Genomic DNA, 18,019 nt, shown 5'->3' on the forward strand with positions numbered 1-18,019 from the left:
CCATAAGGGCTTACACGTGGCCAAGGTGCCACGCAAGGCCTGAAGAATATCACCGCAGCCACGGCCAGGTGGTGGCCGAAACCGAGAAATCCCGCGTTTAGGATCCGTCTGATAGGCCCATAGGCAACATCCTATTTGTTCATTTTTACGAACATCTAAATCGATCAAAAGAGCAAAAAAACGCGCATAAACTGAACAAAACCCCATTGAAATCGATAAATATTTCAGTTTGGCAACATCTTGTCATGTTTAACTTGACACCAACCTACCCATCGTTTTTTATTTTCACCACTTGCACCGCGCCCACCCCACAAAGAACAACCGGCGCCTCGCACGCGCCTCCCTCTGCTCCGAACAATAAAGGTGAACAACATGGAGCCCACCCGCTCGCCCTTGCCGCATGCGCAACTCACTGTGCCCGCCGTTCACGTCCAGCCGCAGGAGCCATGCCAGCATGCAGCCTGACCACAGCGCTTCCGGCGGCGACCAATTCCGCAAATCCCTGCGCCTCTGGCACGTGGTGATCATCGGCCTGGCCTACCTGACGCCGATGACCGTGTTCGACACCTTCGGCATTGTTTCCGGCATCACCGCCGGGCACGTGCCCAGCGCCTACATCCTGGCGCTGGCCGGTATCCTGTTCACGGCGGTGAGCTACGGCACCCTGGTACGACGCTTCCCACAATCGGGCTCGGCCTATACCTACACCCAGCGCGCCATCAACCCGCACGTGGGCTTCCTGGTGGGCTGGTCATCGCTGCTGGACTACCTGCTGCTGCCCATGGTCAATGCCTTGCTGGCCAAGCTCTACCTGTCGGCCATGTTCCCAGAAGTGCCGGCGTGGGTCTGGGTGGCCGGGTTCGTCAGCCTGATCAGCCTGATCAACATGCGCAGCATCAACCTGGTGGCCCACTTCAACCTATTGTTCGTGGCGGTGCAGGTCGCGATCATTGCGGTGTTCATCTACCTCTGCGTGCGTGGCCTGGGCCACGGCGAAGGGCTGGGCACCACCTGGAGCCTGCTGCCGTTCGCCGACAACCAGACCCACCTCAGCGCCTTGGCCGCTGGTGCCACCATCCTGTGCTTCTCGTTCCTGGGCTTCGACGCAGTGACGTGCCTGTCGGAAGAAACCCGCGACCCGGGCAAGACCATCCCACGGGCCATCTTCCTGACCGCGCTGATCGGCGGGATGGTGTTCATCCTGGTGTCGTACTTCATCCAGGCCTACTTCCCGACCATGGCGCGCTTCCATGACCAGGAAGCCGCCCTGCCGGAGATCGCCCTGTACGTGGGCGGCAAGCTGTTCCAGTCCGTGTTCATCGCCTGCACCGTGATCAATACCATCGCCTCGGGCCTGGCCTCGCAGACCAGCGTCTCGCGCCTGCTGTACGTGATGGGCCGCGACAATGTAATCCCGGCCAGCATCTTTGCCCGCCTGCATTCACGCTACAAGACGCCGGTGATGAACATCGCCGTGGTCGGGCTGATTTCGCTGTCGGCGATTTTCTTCGACCTGGTCACCGCCACGTCGATCATCAACTTTGGCGCCCTGGTCGCGTTCAGCTTCGTCAACCTGTCGGTGATCAACCACTGCTACCTGCGCGAAGGCAACCGCAAAGGCTTGGCCAACAAGCTGAAGTACCTGGTACTGCCGACCATCGGCTTCTGCATCATCGTTTCGCTGTGGCTGGACCTGAACGAGCACTCCTTGATGTTCGGCGGGCTTTGGGCACTGCTCGGGGTGATCTACCTGGCCTGGCTGACCAAGGCCTTCAGGGTTGCGCCACCGAACTGCATTGCTGAATGACCCACGCTGCCGACAACGCCCGCGCCTGACCGCGGGCGTTGTCCTTGATCGAAAAGGAAAGCCCTCATGTCGCTGCGTCGCCTCTCCATCCAGTGGAAGATCACCCTGCTTGCCGGCTTGTGCCTGCTGGCCATCGTCGCACTGCTGGTCACCACCTCGCTGACCCAGGCCCGGCGCAGCGCGGCATTGGTCAGCCAGGCCAACTCGGAAATGCTCGACCACAGCGCGCGCCTGCGCCTGCAGGCGCACGCCGAAACCCAGGCGCTGCGTATCCAGCGCTACTTCATGGATGCCTATCAGCACGGTAATGGCTTCCGACGCCTGGTACAGGTGCTGAAGGCCCGCGGCGGCAACGACTTGCGTGGCGAGCTGACCCGCGAGGCGCGCGCCAGCCTGGCCAGCAACCCGGACGTGATCGGCCTGTACCTGGTGTTCCAGCCGGACGCGCTGGACCACCAGGACCGCCAGTTCGTCGCGCAGGAGGCCGTGGGCAGCAACGACAGCGGGCGCTTCTCGCTGTACTGGTCGCAGCCACGCCCAGGCACCCTGGAGCAAGAAGCCATGCCTGAGGCGATGCTCGCCGACACCCGCACCAGCACCAGCGGCAGCCCGCAGAACCGCTGGTTGACCTGCCCGCAAGAAACCGCGCGGACTTGCATGCTCGAGCCGTACCTCGACGAGGTCAACGGCCGCCAGGTGCTGATGACCAGCATTGCCCTGCCCCTGCTGGAAAACGGCAAGGTCGTCGGTGTGGTCGGCCTGGACATAGGCCTGGACAACCTGCAGCAGTTGAGCCTGAACGGCCGCCAGGAGCTGTTCGACGGCCAGGGCCAGGTCAGCATCGTCAGCCCGGCCGGCCTGCTGGCGGGCCACAGCCGCGACAGCAGCCAGCTCGGCAAGGCGCTGGACGCGGCGGTACCGAACGGCTTGCTGCGCGTTGCTCACCCGTTCAGCCCCATCCCCGACGCAGCGCCCTGGCAAGTGTTGCTGGAGTTGCCTGAAAGCGTGCTGCAAGCACCGGCCATGGCGCTCAACCAACGCCTGGATGCGCACAACCAAACCGCCAACCTCACCAGCCTGCTGATCGGCCTTGGCGCCGCTGTACTGGGCCTGGCACTGGTCTGGCTGACCGCACGCGGCGTGACGCGGCCAATCCTTGTCGTCGCCGGGCGCCTGAAAGACATCGCCAGCGGCGAAGGTGACCTCACGCGCCGCCTGGACTATGCCCGCGAGGACGAACTGGGCCAACTGACCGGCTGGTTCAACCGCTTTCTCGACAAACTCCAGCCGGTGATCGCCCAGGTCAAAGGCTCGCTGCAGGAAGCCCGTGGCACTGCCGACCAGTCCGCCGCCATCGCCAGCCAGACCAGTAGCGGCATGCAGCAACAGCACCGGGAAATCGAGCAGGTCGCCACCGCGGCCAACGAAATGAGCGCCACCGCGCTGGATGTAGCCCACAACGCCTCCCAAGCCGCCCAGGCGGCACGTGGCGCCGACCAGGCAAGCCGCGAAGGCCTGCAACTGATTGCCAGCACACGCCAGGCCATCGACCGCCTGGCAGCCGACATGAACACCGCGATGGACGAGGCGCGCACCTTGGAAAGCCGCAGCGATCAGATCGGCTCGGTGTTGGAGGTGATCCGCGCGATTGCCGAGCAGACCAACCTGCTGGCGCTCAATGCCGCCATCGAAGCGGCCCGCGCCGGCGAGGCTGGCCGTGGCTTCGCCGTGGTCGCCGATGAAGTGCGCAGCCTGGCCCAGCGTACTCAGGTGTCGGTCGAGGAAATCCGCCAGGTCATCGAGGGCCTGCAGCAAGGTACCCTGGATGTGGTGGGCGCCATGCACGAGGGCCAGCGCCAGGCCCAGGCCAGCGCAACGCGCATGGAACAGGCGCTGCCGGCCCTGCAGCGTATCGGCGAGGCGGTGGCGGTGATCAGCGACATGAACCTGCAAATCGCGTCGGCAGCCGAGGAGCAAAGTGCGGTGGCCGAGGAAGTGAACCGTAACGTGGCAGGTATTCGTGATGTGACAGAATCGCTGGCTGGCCAGGCCGATGAATCGGCGCGGATCAGCCAGGCGCTGAACCGGCTGGCCAATCAGCAGCAAGCCTTGATGGAGCAGTTTCGCGTTTAGCCGGTACCGGCCTCTTCGCGGGCTTGCCCGCGAAAGGGCCAGCACAGGCAACCCACCTTTTGAAAGAGCTTTACCCATGCAAGCAACAAACAAAACCCCGTTCTTCGACATCACCAGCGAACAAGGCCTGCTACGCACCTCGATCGCCGTTACCCTATTCATCGCCACCATCGGCATTGCCTTCGGCTTGGCCTCGGGCTCGTTCTCGATCATCTTCGACGGCGTTTACTCGCTGGTCGACGCCAGCATGAGCGGCCTGTCGCTGGTGGTGGTCAAGCTGATCACCTCTCACGCCACCAGCCTGCAGATGTCACGCAAGCTGCGTGAGCGCTTCACCATGGGCTTCTGGCACCTGGAACCCATGGTGCTAGCGCTCAATGGCATCCTGCTCAGCGGCGTGGCCATCTATGCGCTGATCAACGCCGTCAGCAGCGTGCTGCAAGGCGGGCGGCACCTGGAGTTCGGCATCGCCATGGTCTACGCGGTACTGACCGTGATCGCCTGCGTGACCATCGCAGTCGTCGAAGCCCGAGCCAATCGCAAGCTGGGGTCGGACTTCGTACGCATGGACGTCAAGGGTTGGGTGATGTCGGCAAGCATCACCGCCGCGTTGCTGATCGCTTTCTGCTTTGGCTATGCGGTACAGGGCACGCAGTGGGAATGGATGTCCCCGTACATCGACCCGGCGGTGCTGGCACTGGTCTGCCTGGTGATTATTCCACTGCCGCTGTCGGTGGTACGCCAGGCGTTTTCAGAGATATTCCTGGTGACGCCAGGGGACCTCAAACTGCATGTCGACGAAGTCGCCAAGGCCTTCGTTGCGCGCCACGGGCTGCAGTCGTACCGCGCCTATGTGGCCAAGGTAGGGCGCTCGCGGGAGATCGAGCTGTACTTCATCGTGCCTACCGGCATGGGCGCGAAAACCATCGATGAGTGGGATGCGCTGCGCAACGAGATCGGCGATGCCGTGGGCGGCGAAGGGCCGGACCGTTGGTTGACCGTGGTGTTTACCGGGGATCCGGAGTGGGCTGAGTAACCGGCAGTTCGCGCCAGAAACGACAAAGCCCGCTACCGTTGCCGGTAGCGGGCTTTGACTTACTGCATATGGTGGGTCGTGTAGGATTCGAACCTACGACCAATTGGTTAAAAGCCAACTGCTCTACCAACTGAGCTAACGACCCGTTGGATGGCGCGTATAATACTGATTTCTAACGGGAAATCAACACCTCGCCATAAAAAAAATCAAAAATAACGCGTTGGGTCGGTCACCCCGGCAGCCTTGAAGCCATCAGCACGCAGGCGGCAGCTGTCGCATTTGCCGCAAGCACGGCCTTGATCGTCGGCTTGGTAGCAGGAAACCGTCAGGCTGTAATCCACACCCCGGGCGATGCCCGCCTGAACGATCTGCGCCTTGCTCATGTTCTGCAACGGTGCCTGGATGCGAAAGCCCTGCCCTTCGACACCCGCCTTGGTCGCCAGGTTGGCCATGCGCTCGAAGGCTTCGACGAATTCGGGGCGGCAGTCCGGGTAACCGGAGTAATCCACGGCATTGACGCCGATGAAGATGTCACGCGCTTCGAGCACTTCCGCCCAGCCCAGGGCCAAGGACAGGAAAACGGTGTTGCGCGCCGGTACGTAGGTGACCGGGATGCCTTCACCTGGGGTTTCCGGCACGTCGATGCTGCTGTCGGTCAGGGCCGAGCCACCGATACCGTCCAGGCTCAGGCCAATGACCTTGTGCTCGACCACACCCAGGTCACGCGCCACACGGGCGGCAGCATCGAGCTCGGCCCGATGACGCTGGCCATAGTCGAAACTCATGGTGTAGCAGCTGTAGCCTTCGGCTTTGGCCATGGCCACCACCGTGGCCGAGTCCAGGCCACCGGACAGCAAGATTACCGCGCGTTTATCAGTCATGTACTGCAACTCCTCAATCAACGTCCGGGTTCGTCGTTCCACAGCAACTTGTGCAGCTGCAACTGGAAACGTACGGGCAGGTTGTCGGCAACGATCCAGTCGGCCAGGTCACTTGCGCTCACCTGGTGGTGGCTGGGCGAGAACAACACCTCGCCGGCACGCTCGGCCAGGTTGTACTGGATCAGCTTGGACACGGCCCAGTCATAATCCTCACGGGAGCAGATCACGAACTTGACCTGGTCGTTGCGGGTCAGGTGCTCGATGTTCTCATAGCGATTGCGGTGCGACTCCTCGGAGCCTGGGGTCTTCAGGTCGACCACACGGCTGACGCGGGTGTCGGTGCCGGAAATATCCAGGGCGCCACTGGTCTCGAGCGAGACCTCGTAGCCGGCATCGCACAGCTGCTGGAGCAAAGGCAAGGCATTGGGCTGGGCCAGCGGTTCGCCACCGGTGACACAGACGTAGCGCGGCTTGAAGCCGGCCACTTGTTCCATGATCGAATCGAGGGTGCGAATAGTGCCGCCAGTGAAGGCGTAGGCACTGTCGCAGTACTGACAGCGCAGGGGGCAACCGGTCAGGCGCACGAATACCGTGGGCAGCCCAGCCGTTCGTGTTTCACCCTGCAACGAGTAAAAGACTTCGGTGATGCGTAATGTGTCTTGCATGATCGCCACGGGCGTGACAGCTAAACAGGCTGTCCGCCTCCGTCAGGCACTGTCGCGGACTCGACATGGCGTTATCCGCAGCAGCGTGTTTAGGAAAAAGGGCACTGATTCTAACGAAAAAACCCGCGACTCGCGCGGGTTTCTTTTGAAAGGTGCTGCTTAGAGCTTCTGCAGGTCGCGCTGCGCCAGCTGTGCGGCAGAGGTGCCGGGGTACTGGGTGATGACCTGTTGCAGAATGCCTTTGACCTTGTCGGTGTGGCCCATGCGGCGCTCGACGTCGGCCAGCTTGTACAGCGAATCAGGCACCTTGCTGTGCTTGGGGTACTTCTGGCTCACCTGAGCGAAGGCCTGGCTGGCACCCGGCAGGTCGCCCTTGGCCAGGTTCACCTCACCCAGCCAGTACTGGGCGTTGCCGGCGTACTGGCTGTTGGGGTACTTGCGCAGGAAGGCGTTGAACGCCTGGCTGGCCTTGTCGAAGTCCTTCTGCTTGATCAGATCGAAAGCAGCATCGTAGTAGAGCTTTTCTTTCGCCGGATCACCGGGCTCGCTGCTGGCGGCCGGTTGTTGTGCAGCAGCGCCAGCGGCGCCTGCTGCTGCACCGGCGGCGGCATTGGATGCGCCACCGGTAGCGGAATTGTCAGGGGTCGCGGCAGGCGCGGCACCACTGTTGATGCGACGGTCCAGATCCTGGTATCGCTCCAGGTTTTCCTGCTTCATGCGCGACACATCGTTTTGCAGCTCTTCGATGATGCCTTGCTGGCGGGAAAGCTGATCCTGCATCTGTTGCAGCTGCATGAACAGCTGGCCCTGTGCTGAGGCAGGGGTCGAAGCCCCTGCCCCGGCATAGGCGCCGCTCGTGCCATAACCCGCAGGTGGATACCCACCCGCGTTGTCATCTACTACAGGGACCTCAGCCCAGGCCGCGAGCGGCAGGCTGAGTGCGAGGACGGTTACAACACGGCGGCACATTCGCATAGGAACTTACTTACGCAGTTCTACGCGACGGTTCTGAGCCCAGGATTGCTCGTCGTTGCCAGTGGCAACCGGACGCTCTTCACCGTAGGAGACCAGTTCCAGCTGAGCAGGGGAAACGCCCTGCAGAACCAGGTAACGCTGAACGGCCTTGGCACGACGCTCACCCAGAGCCATGTTGTACTCGCGGGTACCGCGCTCGTCGGTGTTGCCTTCCAGAACAACGCGGTTGCCGTTGGACTTCAGGTCCTTGGCGTGAACGTCCAGAGCGCGCATGGCTTCTGGCTTCAGGTCCGAGCTGTCGTATTCGAAGTAGAAGGTGGTGATTGCGCGCAGGGCGGCTTCTTCGCTCAGGGAGCCGTCAACAGCGCCAGTGTTGGCACCGTAGCCAGCGTTCGGGTCAACAGCGCCTTCACCAGCGTTGTCACCGCCTTTCGAGGAGCAACCTACAGCTACAGCCATGGCCAGAGCCAGCGCAGCGAATTTACCAAACTTCAGCATTTCCATCGTGAAACTCCTAATGAAACCCCAGTGTGTTAAGCAAAACGTATTACGCCGCAATCAGTTCAGGAAAGGGGACCAGGACGGTTCTCTGACTTCGCCTTGAGCGGTAGGAAGTGGGAGCCTCACGCGGCCATTAAGCGACACGAGCATCAAGACTCCCCGGCCCTGCTGGCGGGTGGCGTAGATTAGCATGGTGCCGTTTGGCGCAACAGTGGGAGACTCATCAAGACTTGTTTCCGAGAGAATCTTTACACTTCCGCGTTGCAAGTCCTGTGCCGCCACTTTGAAGTTGGTGAAGCCTTGCTGACGGTGAATCATCACCAGCGTCTTTTCGTCCGCCGAAAGTTTCGGGTTGGCGTTGTAGTTACCCACGAAAGTTACGCGCTCAGCACCACCACCACTGACCGACTGCTTGTAGATCTGCGGCTTGCCGCCACGGTCGGAGGTGAAGTACAGGGTGTTGCCATCTTTGCCCCAGAACGGCTCGGTATTGATACCTGGGCCGGCAGTGACACGGCTGATCTGACGCGACGCCACGTTCATCACGTAGATGTCCGGGTTGCCATCTTTGGACAGCACGAACGCCAGGCGCGAACCATCCGGCGACCAGGCGGGCGCGCCGTTGAGGCCTTCGAAGTTGGTGACCTGCTCACGGCGACCGGTGTCGATGTGCTGAACGAAGATGCGCGGGCGCTTCTGCTCGAACGACACATAGGCAATGCGCTTGCCATCCGGTGCAAAGCGTGGCGACAGGATCGGCTCGCGCGATTGCAGCAGGGTCACTGCCCGGGCACCGTCGTAGTCCGAGCGCTGCAGGGTGTAACGGGTGTTGTTGGTAGAGAAACGCTCGGCCGTCACGTACAGCATACGGGTCGAGAACGCACCCTTGATGCCGGTGAGCTTTTCGAACGACTGGTCGGCGATGTAGTGCGACATGTCACGCAACTGGTCGACGCTGCCCGCCACGCTACCGGTCAGCACTTGCTGCTCGGTGGCGACGTTGAACAGGGCGTACTGCACCTGCAGGCGACCGCCGGACGGCACGATGCTGCCGACCATGACGTACTGCGCGCCCAACGCTTTCCAGTCACGGAAGATGACTTCGCTGGCCTGGGAAGGCTGGCTGATCATGTTCTGACGCGGAATCGGCGAGTAGTAGCCGGAGTTGCGCAGGTCGTTGCCGATGATCTCGGCCATGTCTTCGGGCAGCACGCTGCCGCCCTGCAGACCGAACGGCACTACCGCGATGGGAGTGGCCCGGTCGCTGCCACTGGTGACCAGGATGTTCTTTTCATCTGCCACCGCCATGCCTGCTACGCAGCAGAGCATGACCAGCAGTCCTCTCAGACGTTTAATCACAACGCTAGATCCTCAGGTGTAAATGTCATCTTGAACGAACGATACTGATTGAAATCGCTCGGCTTCATACCCTGCATTTCGGTCAGACGACCGATGTTCTTCACTGCTGCCACCGCCGAACTGTCGAACGGACCGTCGCCACTGGAGCGCAGAACGCTGGCATTGGTGATGGTGCCATCTGGCAACATGTTGATCTGCAGGACCACCGTCATGCCCTTACGCGCGGAAGGCGGACGCGCCCAGCCTTCGGCCGCTCGCAAACGGATCAGGTCGTCGAAACTGCCGGCCACCTGGTCGCCTTGCTCGTCAGCCAGTGCCTGCTGCCGCTCTGTGGTGTCGGACAACAGCTCGGCCAGGGCCTGGGCTTTCTTGTCTTCCGCCGACTTGCGGGCCGCTTCCTGTGCCTTTTTCTTCTGGGCGTCTGCAGCGGCCTTTTTCTTGGCCTCTTCAGCTGCCTTCTTCTTCGCGTCCTCGGCCGCCGCTTTCTTCTTGGCGTCCTCGGCTGCTTTCTTCTTGGCCTCTTCGGCTGCCTTTTTCTTGGCGTCCTCGGCGGCTTGCTTTTTCGCTTCTTCGGCGGCCTCTTTCTTGGCCTCCTCGTCGGCTTTCTTCTTGGCCTCTTCCTCAGCCTTCTTCTTGGCGATGTCGGCCTGCTGTTTCTCGGCGGCCTTCTTCGCCTCCTCGGCTTTCTTGGCTTCGGCGGCTTTCTTGGCCTCGGTGGCCTTGGCAGCCTCCTCAGCCTTCTTGGCTTCAGCGGCTTCAGCCTTCTTGGCCTCGGCGGCTTCGCGAGCCTCTTCGGCCTTTTGAGCGGCGTCGGCTTTCTTTTGTTCCGCGGCCTTCACGGCCTCTTGCTCGACCTTCTTCTGTTCCAACTGCTCGACTTCGGTCTGGCGCGAGGCGGTTTTCTTCGCTTCCCCGGCAATCTTCTGATTGGTCTGGGTAGTCGCCTGGCTCTTGGACTTCAGCTGATACAGGGTAGCCTGGACGATCGGCTTGGAAGGCGGCAGTTCAGGCGTCATGGCAAAACTGACGAACAGCATGCCGAACACCAGCACGTGCAGACCGATGGCCCAGACACTGGGCCAGAAGTAGCTTTCCGAGGCGGATGGCTCTCGCTGTTGCATCAGGGCGCCTCGGTAATCAGGCCAACGTTACCGACACCGGCCTTCTGCAACCCGCCCATGGCACCCATGACCGCGCCGTAGTCGACAGCCTTGTCGCCACGAATGAAGACCTGTGTCTGCTTGCCCTGGTCACGGCCGGCGGCAATGATCTTGGTCACTGCGTTGGTCATGTCGGGCAAGGTCATGGCCTTGTCCATCTGCTTGTCGGTATCGACTTCGCTGCCGAGGTTCCAGTAGTAGGTCTTGTCGGCCTTGATGGAAATGGTGAGGATCTGGACGTTGTTGTCCTGCGGCAAGGCTTCACTGGAAACCTTGGGCAGGTCGACCTTCACGCCCTGGTTGAGCATTGGGGCCGTCACCATGAAGATGACCAGCAGCACCAGCATCACGTCGATGTAGGGCACCACGTTCATCTCGGCGACCGGCTTGCGTTTGTGGCGAACTCGGGCCATGGGCTTCTACCTGATTACTCTTCGCTGGTGTGCACTTTGCGGTGCAGGATCGCCTGGAACTCGTCGGCGAAGGTGTAGTAACGACCGATCAGCACTTCGCTGCGCGCGGCGAAACGGTTGTACGCGATAACGGCTGGGATTGCTGCGAACAGGCCGATCGCCGTGGCGATCAACGCTTCGGCAATACCGGGGGCAACCGTGGCCAGGGTGGCTTGCTGGGCGCTGGCCAGGCCGCGGAAGGAGTTCATGATGCCCCATACGGTACCGAACAGGCCGATGTATGGGCTGGTCGAACCGACAGTGGCGAGGAACGGCAGGCTCTGCTCGAGCTTTTCTTCCTCACGCGAGATGGCCACGCGCATGGCTCGGCCAACGCCTTCCATGACCGCATCCGGGTCTACACCCGGCTGCTGACGCAGGCGCGAGAACTCTTTGAAGCCTGCACGGAAGACCTGCTCCACACCCGAATCCGGGTCTGGGTTGCTGCCGGCCTGACGGTACAGCTTGGACAGGTCGATACCCGACCAGAAACGCTCCTCGAAGGCATCCAGCGCTCGACGACCGGCGCGCAGCATGGTGCTGCGCTGGAAGATCATGATCCATGAGGTGACCGAGGCGGCCACAAGGATCAGCATTACCAGCTGTACTACCACGCTGGCATTGCTGACCAGACTCCACATGGAGGTATGGTCGACGACGTTAGCTTCCACGCTTATTCTCCTGCATTCGATTGAGTACCCGAGCCGTCCGCCATAAAGGCGTCGCGCAGCTTGGGGGGTATGGCTCGGGGTTTGAAAGTGTCGGCGCGCACGGCGGCCACCAGGAACTGCCCCTCGCAGAGCAGCGTTTCATCCTTTTCCCGCCAGACCTGCTGCACGAAGCGCAGGCTGGCACGATTGAGTTCAAGTACTTGCGCGGTCACCCGCAGTTCATCGTCCAACCGCGCCGGCGCGTGGTAGCGCGCCTCGCTGGAATGGACCACGAACAGCAGGTTCTCCCCGGCCAACTGCAACTGGGAAAAGCCCAGGTGCCGCAGCCGCTCGGTACGCGCGCGCTCCATGAATTTCAGGTAGTTGACGTAATACACCACGCCGCCCGCATCGGTGTCTTCGTAGTAGACGCGACAACGGTGGGCGAACGGTTCGAGCTGATTTTGCGCGCGCATACTCTAGTGCTTACTCCTCAGCTTGCCAATCCGCTGCGGCAACTGTTTTTTCTCATTAATGTCTTATTGCCAGCGCGCCGAGGGCATGCCAGCGGTAGGACCACAAAAAGCCGGTTTTGATCTGTCATTCATCGCCTGGCTCGGAAAAATCACCACCCTCCCCCAAACGCCCAGGAACATTCAGGCCAAAGTGCAGGTAGGCATGCCGGGTGACCACACGGCCGCGCGGCGTACGCATGATGTAACCCTGCTGGATCAGGTAGGGTTCAAGCACGTCTTCGATGGTATGACGCTCTTCACTGATGGCGGCGGCGAGGTTGTCTACCCCCACCGGGCCACCGTCGAACTTCTCGATCATGGTCAACAGCAGGCGGCGGTCGGAATGGTCGAAACCACGCTCGTCGACGTCCAGCAGGTTCAGCGCCAGGTCGGCCACAGCCTTGGTGATCTGGCCCTTGCCGCGCACTTCGGCATAGTCGCGCACACGGCGCAGCAGGCGGTTGGCGATACGCGGCGTGCCACGGGCACGGCGGGCAATCTCGAAGGCGCCCTGGTCTTCGATGACCAGGCCCAGAATGCCAGCGGAGCGGCTGACGATGGTTGCCAGGTCCTTGTCGCTGTAAAACTCCAGGCGCTGGACGATGCCGAAGCGGTCACGCAAAGGGTTGGTCAGCATGCCGGCGCGGGTGGTGGCACCCACCAAGGTGAACGGCGGCAAGTCGAGCTTGATCGAGCGGGCTGCGGGCCCTTCGCCGATCATGATGTCGAGCTGGAAGTCTTCCATCGCGGGGTAGAGCACTTCTTCGACCACCGGTGAAAGCCGGTGAATTTCGTCGATGAACAGCACATCATGGGGTTCGAGGTTGGTCAGCATCGCCGCCAGGTCACCCGGGCGCTCGAGGATCGGCCCCGAGGTGCTCTTGACCGAAACGCCCATCTCGTGAGCGATGATGTTGGCCAAGGTGGTCTTACCCAAGCCGGGCGGGCCAAAGATCAAGGTATGGTCGAGTGATTCGCTGCGACCGCGGGCCGCCTGAATGAACAGCGACATTTGCTCACGCACCACCGGCTGCCCGATGTATTCGTCCAGGCGCAGGGGGCGGATCGCGCGGTCCTGGACCTCTTCGCGGTCACGCCCACTGGCGGCGATCAGACGGTCGGCTTCGATCACTTGGTAATCATCCCTTTAAGGCTGGCGCGGATCAGCTCTTCACTGCTCAGGCCTGCCTTGTCCTTGATGGCGGACACTGCCTTGCTGGCTTCCTGCGGCTTGTAGCCCAGGGAAACCAGTGCACTGACGGCATCGGCCTCGGCCGTGGAGGCACTGCTGACCGGCACCGGCCCGTCCGACACCAGGGTGAACATGGCCGGTGAAGTTTCCCAGGCCTTGAAGCGGTCCTTGAGTTCGACCAGCAAACGCTCGGCGGTCTTCTTGCCGACACCGGGTACGCGCACCAGGGCCGAGGTGTCCTGGGCCTGCACGCAGCGCACCAGCTCGTCGGCTTCCAGGCCCGACATCAAGGCCAGCGCCAGCTTCGGCCCAACGCCATTGAGGCGAATGAGCTCGCGGAACAGTTCGCGCTCGCGCTTTTCGTGGAACCCGTAGAGCAGGTGCGCGTCTTCGCGCACCACCAGGTGGGTATGCACGGTAACCGTTTCGCCGACCTTGGGCAGGCGATACAGGGTGGTCATGGGCACTTCCAGCTCATAGCCCACGCCATTGACGTCGATAATCAGGTGTGGCGGTTGCTTTTCCGCCAGGGTGCCGCGCAAACGTCCAATCACGTTCCGGTCCTTCCTCTTGGGGAGCCGATCAAAGACCGCTCAACCCTATCAGCAAATGCCTCAGGTGAACGCTTCACCTGAACAAAATGTGTATCACCGCATGAAGCGACTACAGACGCAAGCGCCCGCCGCGACGCCGTGCCGTGGCCAGGCCGTGCGGTACCAGGCTGGAGCGGGTGTGGGCATGGCACAGGGCGATGGCCAGGGCGTCGGAGGCGTCGATCTGCGGCTTCTTCGTGAGTTTGAGCAGGTGCATGACCATCATCATCACTTGCTCCTTGTTGGCCCCACCCGTACCCGCCACGGCCTGCTTGACCTGGGTGGCACTGTATTCGGCGATTTCCAGGCCGGCCTCGGCGGCGGCGACGATTGCCGCACCGCGGGCCTGGCCGAGCTTGAGCGCCGAGTCGGGGTTGCGGGCCATGAACACCCGTTCGATGCCCATGGTCACCGGCTCGTGCAGCTTGATGATCTCACTGACACCGCGAAAGACAATCTGCAGACGTTCGTGCAACTCACCACTGCCCGTGCGGATACAACCCGACGCCACGTACTCGCAACCACGGGCAGTCTGGCGCACAACGCCATACCCGGTGATGCGCGAGCCGGGGTCGATACCAAGAATCAGAGTCATAACGCCTGCAATGTTGTTGCAATCAGTAGTGGCCATTCGCGGGCAAGCCCGCTCCCACAGGAACCGTGCGGTAGCTGTGGGAGCGGGCTTGCCCGCGAATGGCCGCAAAGGCCAAAGGAAAACCTTAGCCGAGTTTTTCCATGATCTCGTCGGAAATCTGCGCATTGGAATAGACGTTCTGCACATCATCCAGGTCTTCAAGCATGTCGATCAGCTTGATCACCTTCTCCGCACCTTCCTGATCCAGTTCGGCACTGGTGGTCGGCTGCATGACGATTTCGGCGTCATCGGCCTTGAAGCCAGCCTCTTCCAGGGCATTACGCACGGCATAGAAGCTGTTGAACGAGGTGAAGACGTCGAACGAACCATCGTCATTGGCGACGACGTCGTCGGCATCGGCCTCCATCGCGGCTTCCATCAAGGCGTCTTCATCAACGCCCGGCGCGAAGCTGATCTGGCCCTTGCGCTCGAACAGGTAAGCCACCGAACCGTCGGTACCGAGGTTGCCGCCACACTTGGTGAAGGCATGACGCACGGCAGCCGCGGTACGGTTGCGGTTGTCGGTCATGGCCTCGACCATGATCGCCACGCCACCTGGGCCGTAACCCTCGTAGCTGAGCTCTTCGACGTTGTCGCTTTCGTTGGTGCCAGCACCACGGGCCACGGCACGGTCGATGATATCGCGGCTCATGTTGGCGCCGAGCGCCTTGTCCAGGGCCAGGCGCAGACGCGGGTTGGACGCCGGGTCACCACCGCCTTGCTTGGCGGCAACGGTCAGCTCGCGAATCCACTTGGTGAAGATCTTGCCTCTCTTGGCATCCTGGCGCTCTTTGCGGTGCTTGATGTTCGCCCACTTGGAATGACCAGCCATAACGACTCCAAATTCTTTGAAACACAAACAGTTGCGCCCCTGACGGGGCGCAACGACAAAAATACCTGCGCCGTAACGCAAAGGCGCATCCATCTGGATGCGCCGGGGGCCCGCTTACTCGACCTTGGTCTGTTCGCGCAGGCGGATGTGCAGCTCGCGCAAGGCCTTGGCGTCGACCATGCCTGGGGCTTGGGTCATGACGCAGGCAGCGCTCTGGGTTTTCGGGAAGGCGATCACTTCACGGATCGACTGGGCGCCGGTCATCAGCATGACCAGGCGGTCCAGGCCGAAGGCCAGGCCACCGTGAGGCGGTGCACCGAACTTCAGGGCGTCGAGCAGGAAGCCAAACTTCTCTTCCTGTTCCGCCGCTTCGATACCCAGCAGACGGAACACCGCCTGTTGCATCTCTTTGCGGTGGATACGGATCGAACCGCCACCCAGCTCAGTACCGTTCAGGACCATGTCGTAGGCACGGGACAGGGCTGTGGCCGGGTTGGCCTCGAGCTCTTCTGGCGAGCACTTCGGCGCGGTGAACGGGTGGTGCAGCGCGGTAAAGCTGCCGTCTTCGTTCTCTTCGAACATCGGGAAGTCGACGACCCACATCGGTGCCCACTCGCAGGTGTGCAGGTTGAAGTCGTTGCCGACCTTGATGCGCAGTGCGCCCAGGGCCTCGCTGACGATCTTGAACTTGTCGGCACCGAAGAAGACGATGTCGCCATCGACCGCGCCAACGCGATCGAGGATCACGTTCAGGTTAGCCTCAGGGATGTTCTTGACGATCGGCGACTGCAGGCCTTCAACACCTTTGGCGCGCTCGTTGACCTTGATGTACGCCAGGCCTTTGGCACCGTAGATGCCGACGAACTTGGTGTACTCGTCGATCTTGCTGCGCGGCATGCTGGCGGCGCCTGGCACGCGCAGGGCGGTAACGCGGCACTTCGGATCGCTGGCCGGGCCGGCGAATACCTTGAAGTCGACATCCTTGAGCTGATCGGCAACGTCGACCAGCTCCAGCGGGTTACGCAGGTCTGGCTTGTCGGAACCGTAACGGCGCATGGCTTCTTCGAAGGTCATGTGCGGGAATTCACCGAACTCCAGGTCCAGGACTTCCTTGAACAGCTTGCGGATCATGCTCTCGGTGAGGCCCATGATCTCGGACTCATCGAGGAAGCTGGTCTCGATGTCGATCTGGGTGAATTCCGGCTGGCGGTCAGCACGCAGGTCTTCGTCACGGAAGCACTTGGCGATCTGGTAGTAGCGGTCGAAACCGGCCACCATCAGCAGCTGCTTGAACAGCTGAGGCGACTGCGGCAGGGCGAAGAAGCTGCCTGCGTGGGTACGGCTCGGTACCAGGTAGTCGCGCGCGCCTTCTGGCGTGGCACGGGTGAGGATCGGCGTCTCGACGTCGAGGAAGCCGTTCTCGTCGAGGAAGCGACGGATGCTGCTGGTGATACGCGAACGCAGGCGCAGCTTGTCGGCCATTTCCGGGCGACGCAGGTCGATGAAGCGGTAGCGCAGGCGGGTTTCCTCGCCAACGTCGGAGTATTCGTTGAGCGGGAACGGCGGCGTTTCAGCCTCGTTGAGCACTTGCAGCTCGTAGCCCAGGACTTCGATGCCACCGGAAGCCATGTTCGGGTTGACCGCGCCTTCCGGACGGCGGCGTACCTTGCCGGTGATCTGCACGACGTATTCGCTGCGCACACGGTCGGCGGCGGCGAAGGTTTCGGCGCGATCGGGGTCGAATACGACCTGGGCCATGCCCTCGCGGTCACGGATGTCGAGGAAGATCACCCCGCCGTGGTCGCGGCGACGATGGACCCAGCCGCAAAGGGTGACTTCCTGGCCGTCCAGGCTCTCGTTCAGTTGGCCGCAATAATGGCTGCGCATCATGATGGTGGTTTCGCTTCTCGTGATTCGTGTATTCGGTGGAGGCCTTGGCCGCCCAGAGGGCTAATACTGCAAGACCCGGTCACAGCATTCAACTCAGTCGGCTTTGTCGCCGCCTGCAAGGTTCTTTTTGGCCCCGGTCTTGAAGTCGGTTTCGTACCAGCCGGTGCCGCTCAGACGAAAGCCGGGTACCGACAGCAGCTTCTTCAGTGCCGGCGCCTGACAGGCCGGGCAATCGGTCAGCGGCGCAGCGCTGATCTTCTGCAGCACTTCCATGCGGTGCTCGCAGGACGCACATTGATAGTCATAAAGGGGCATGGGTGTCTCTCGTCAACCATAACACTGGCTGCTGGGGCAGCAAAAAGCGGGATTATATATGGTTAGCAAGCACTGCGCAGCCCGCCTGGCGATCAGCGTGCACTCGGCGGATCAAGCAACCAGGCGACGCAGATAACGCGAATCAGGCCACTGAAGTTGCGCACCCCGCCCTGGCGCAGATGCACCTCGCGGTCCACGTAGGACAACACCGCGCTGACCGAGCAGCGGTTGGCCTCGGCGATACGCTCCAGGATCCCCCAGTAGACCGCTTCCAGGCGCAGGCAGGTGGAAAACCCGTTGAACCGGACCGAGCGCGACACCGGCCTGATCTGTAGCATGTCGAAGTCGGCCTTGAAGGGGTCAACGCATTGCTTGCCCGGCCAACGCCCCTGACCACCGCCTCGCTTGTCTTGTTGCATCATGCCTATC

The 18,019-nt window shown here is 61.8% G+C and carries 19 protein-coding genes and 1 tRNA gene; 3 read left to right on the top strand and 17 right to left on the bottom strand.

What is annotated here, in order from left to right; genetic code table 11:
- Positions 1-454 precede the first annotated feature (454 nt).
- From HU764_RS19575 to HU764_RS19585, 3 genes are all read left to right on the top strand, one after another.
- Complete coding sequence (locus HU764_RS19575) at positions 455-1,807, top strand: APC family permease (protein WP_186680979.1); 1,353 nt, start codon at positions 455-457, stop codon at positions 1,805-1,807.
- 66 nt (positions 1,808-1,873) lie between these two features.
- Entirely contained in the window at positions 1,874-3,940 is a 2,067-nt protein-coding gene (locus HU764_RS28270) for a methyl-accepting chemotaxis protein (RefSeq protein ID WP_186703808.1), read from the top strand.
- 76 nt (positions 3,941-4,016) lie between these two features.
- Positions 4,017-4,976, top strand: coding sequence for a cation diffusion facilitator family transporter (locus tag HU764_RS19585; RefSeq protein WP_027594658.1), 960 nt, complete (start codon positions 4,017-4,019; stop codon positions 4,974-4,976).
- A 69-nt stretch (positions 4,977-5,045) separates the two neighbouring features.
- Here the strand turns inward: HU764_RS19585 and HU764_RS19590 are convergent.
- The 17 genes from HU764_RS19590 to HU764_RS19670 form a co-directional block, all read right to left on the bottom strand.
- Positions 5,046-5,121: transfer RNA gene (locus HU764_RS19590), tRNA-Lys, on the bottom strand.
- A gap of 61 nt (positions 5,122-5,182) precedes the next feature.
- Positions 5,183-5,857, bottom strand: coding sequence for a 7-cyano-7-deazaguanine synthase QueC (gene queC, locus HU764_RS19595; protein WP_186703807.1), 675 nt, complete (start codon positions 5,855-5,857; stop codon positions 5,183-5,185).
- A 17-nt stretch (positions 5,858-5,874) separates the two neighbouring features.
- Positions 5,875-6,522 (bottom strand): 7-carboxy-7-deazaguanine synthase QueE, encoded by a 648-nt coding sequence (gene queE, locus HU764_RS19600; protein ID WP_027594660.1) that lies wholly within the window; start codon positions 6,520-6,522, stop codon positions 5,875-5,877.
- 159 nt (positions 6,523-6,681) lie between these two features.
- Positions 6,682-7,497, bottom strand: coding sequence for a tol-pal system protein YbgF (gene ybgF, locus HU764_RS19605; protein ID WP_027594661.1), 816 nt, complete (start codon positions 7,495-7,497; stop codon positions 6,682-6,684).
- 6 nt (positions 7,498-7,503) lie between these two features.
- Complete coding sequence (gene pal / locus HU764_RS19610) at positions 7,504-8,001, bottom strand: peptidoglycan-associated lipoprotein Pal (protein WP_008090230.1); 498 nt, start codon at positions 7,999-8,001, stop codon at positions 7,504-7,506.
- Positions 8,002-8,055: 54 nt separating this feature from the next.
- Positions 8,056-9,327, bottom strand: coding sequence for a Tol-Pal system beta propeller repeat protein TolB (tolB, locus tag HU764_RS19615; RefSeq protein WP_033694211.1), 1,272 nt, complete (start codon positions 9,325-9,327; stop codon positions 8,056-8,058).
- A 26-nt stretch (positions 9,328-9,353) separates the two neighbouring features.
- Positions 9,354-10,478: a cell envelope integrity protein TolA gene (tolA, locus tag HU764_RS19620; protein WP_033694212.1), complete on the bottom strand. Its 1,125-nt coding sequence runs from the start codon at positions 10,476-10,478 to the stop codon at positions 9,354-9,356.
- Positions 10,478-10,930: a protein TolR gene (gene tolR, locus HU764_RS19625; RefSeq protein ID WP_012273765.1), complete on the bottom strand. Its 453-nt coding sequence runs from the start codon at positions 10,928-10,930 to the stop codon at positions 10,478-10,480. The genes tolA and tolR overlap by 1 nt, the downstream gene beginning before the upstream one ends.
- Positions 10,931-10,944: 14 nt before the next feature.
- A complete protein-coding gene (tolQ, locus tag HU764_RS19630; RefSeq protein ID WP_008090219.1) occupies positions 10,945-11,640 on the bottom strand; it encodes a protein TolQ in 696 nt (231 codons plus the stop codon).
- Positions 11,641-11,642: 2 nt separating this feature from the next.
- Positions 11,643-12,095 (bottom strand): tol-pal system-associated acyl-CoA thioesterase, encoded by a 453-nt coding sequence (gene ybgC, locus HU764_RS19635; RefSeq protein ID WP_027594664.1) that lies wholly within the window; start codon positions 12,093-12,095, stop codon positions 11,643-11,645.
- 124 nt (positions 12,096-12,219) lie between these two features.
- Positions 12,220-13,266 carry a Holliday junction branch migration DNA helicase RuvB gene (ruvB, locus tag HU764_RS19640; protein ID WP_027594665.1) on the bottom strand — a complete coding sequence of 349 codons (1,047 nt, stop codon included), beginning with the start codon at positions 13,264-13,266 and terminating at the stop codon, positions 12,220-12,222.
- A complete protein-coding gene (gene ruvA, locus HU764_RS19645) occupies positions 13,263-13,880 on the bottom strand; it encodes a Holliday junction branch migration protein RuvA (RefSeq protein WP_027594666.1) in 618 nt (205 codons plus the stop codon). Before ruvA ends, ruvB begins: the two co-directional genes overlap by 4 nt.
- A gap of 109 nt (positions 13,881-13,989) precedes the next feature.
- Positions 13,990-14,514, bottom strand: a complete 525-nt coding sequence (ruvC, locus tag HU764_RS19650) for a crossover junction endodeoxyribonuclease RuvC (RefSeq protein WP_027594667.1) — start codon at positions 14,512-14,514, stop codon at positions 13,990-13,992.
- 124 nt (positions 14,515-14,638) lie between these two features.
- Positions 14,639-15,385, bottom strand: coding sequence for a YebC/PmpR family DNA-binding transcriptional regulator (locus HU764_RS19655; protein WP_027594668.1), 747 nt, complete (start codon positions 15,383-15,385; stop codon positions 14,639-14,641).
- Between the two features lie 114 nt (positions 15,386-15,499).
- On the bottom strand, positions 15,500-17,275 hold the full coding sequence (aspS, locus tag HU764_RS19660) for an aspartate--tRNA ligase (protein WP_186703806.1): 1,776 nt from the start codon (positions 17,273-17,275) through the stop codon (positions 15,500-15,502).
- Between the two features lie 93 nt (positions 17,276-17,368).
- Positions 17,369-17,590 carry an FmdB family zinc ribbon protein gene (locus tag HU764_RS19665; protein WP_027594670.1) on the bottom strand — a complete coding sequence of 74 codons (222 nt, stop codon included), beginning with the start codon at positions 17,588-17,590 and terminating at the stop codon, positions 17,369-17,371.
- 92 nt (positions 17,591-17,682) lie between these two features.
- Positions 17,683-18,012 carry a ribbon-helix-helix domain-containing protein gene (locus tag HU764_RS19670; RefSeq protein ID WP_186703805.1) on the bottom strand — a complete coding sequence of 110 codons (330 nt, stop codon included), beginning with the start codon at positions 18,010-18,012 and terminating at the stop codon, positions 17,683-17,685.
- Between the last annotated feature and the right edge of the window lie 7 nt (positions 18,013-18,019).

Origin of the sequence: Pseudomonas kermanshahensis, assembly GCF_014269205.2 — a bacterium.
Lineage (GTDB): Bacteria > Pseudomonadota > Gammaproteobacteria > Pseudomonadales > Pseudomonadaceae > Aquipseudomonas > Aquipseudomonas kermanshahensis.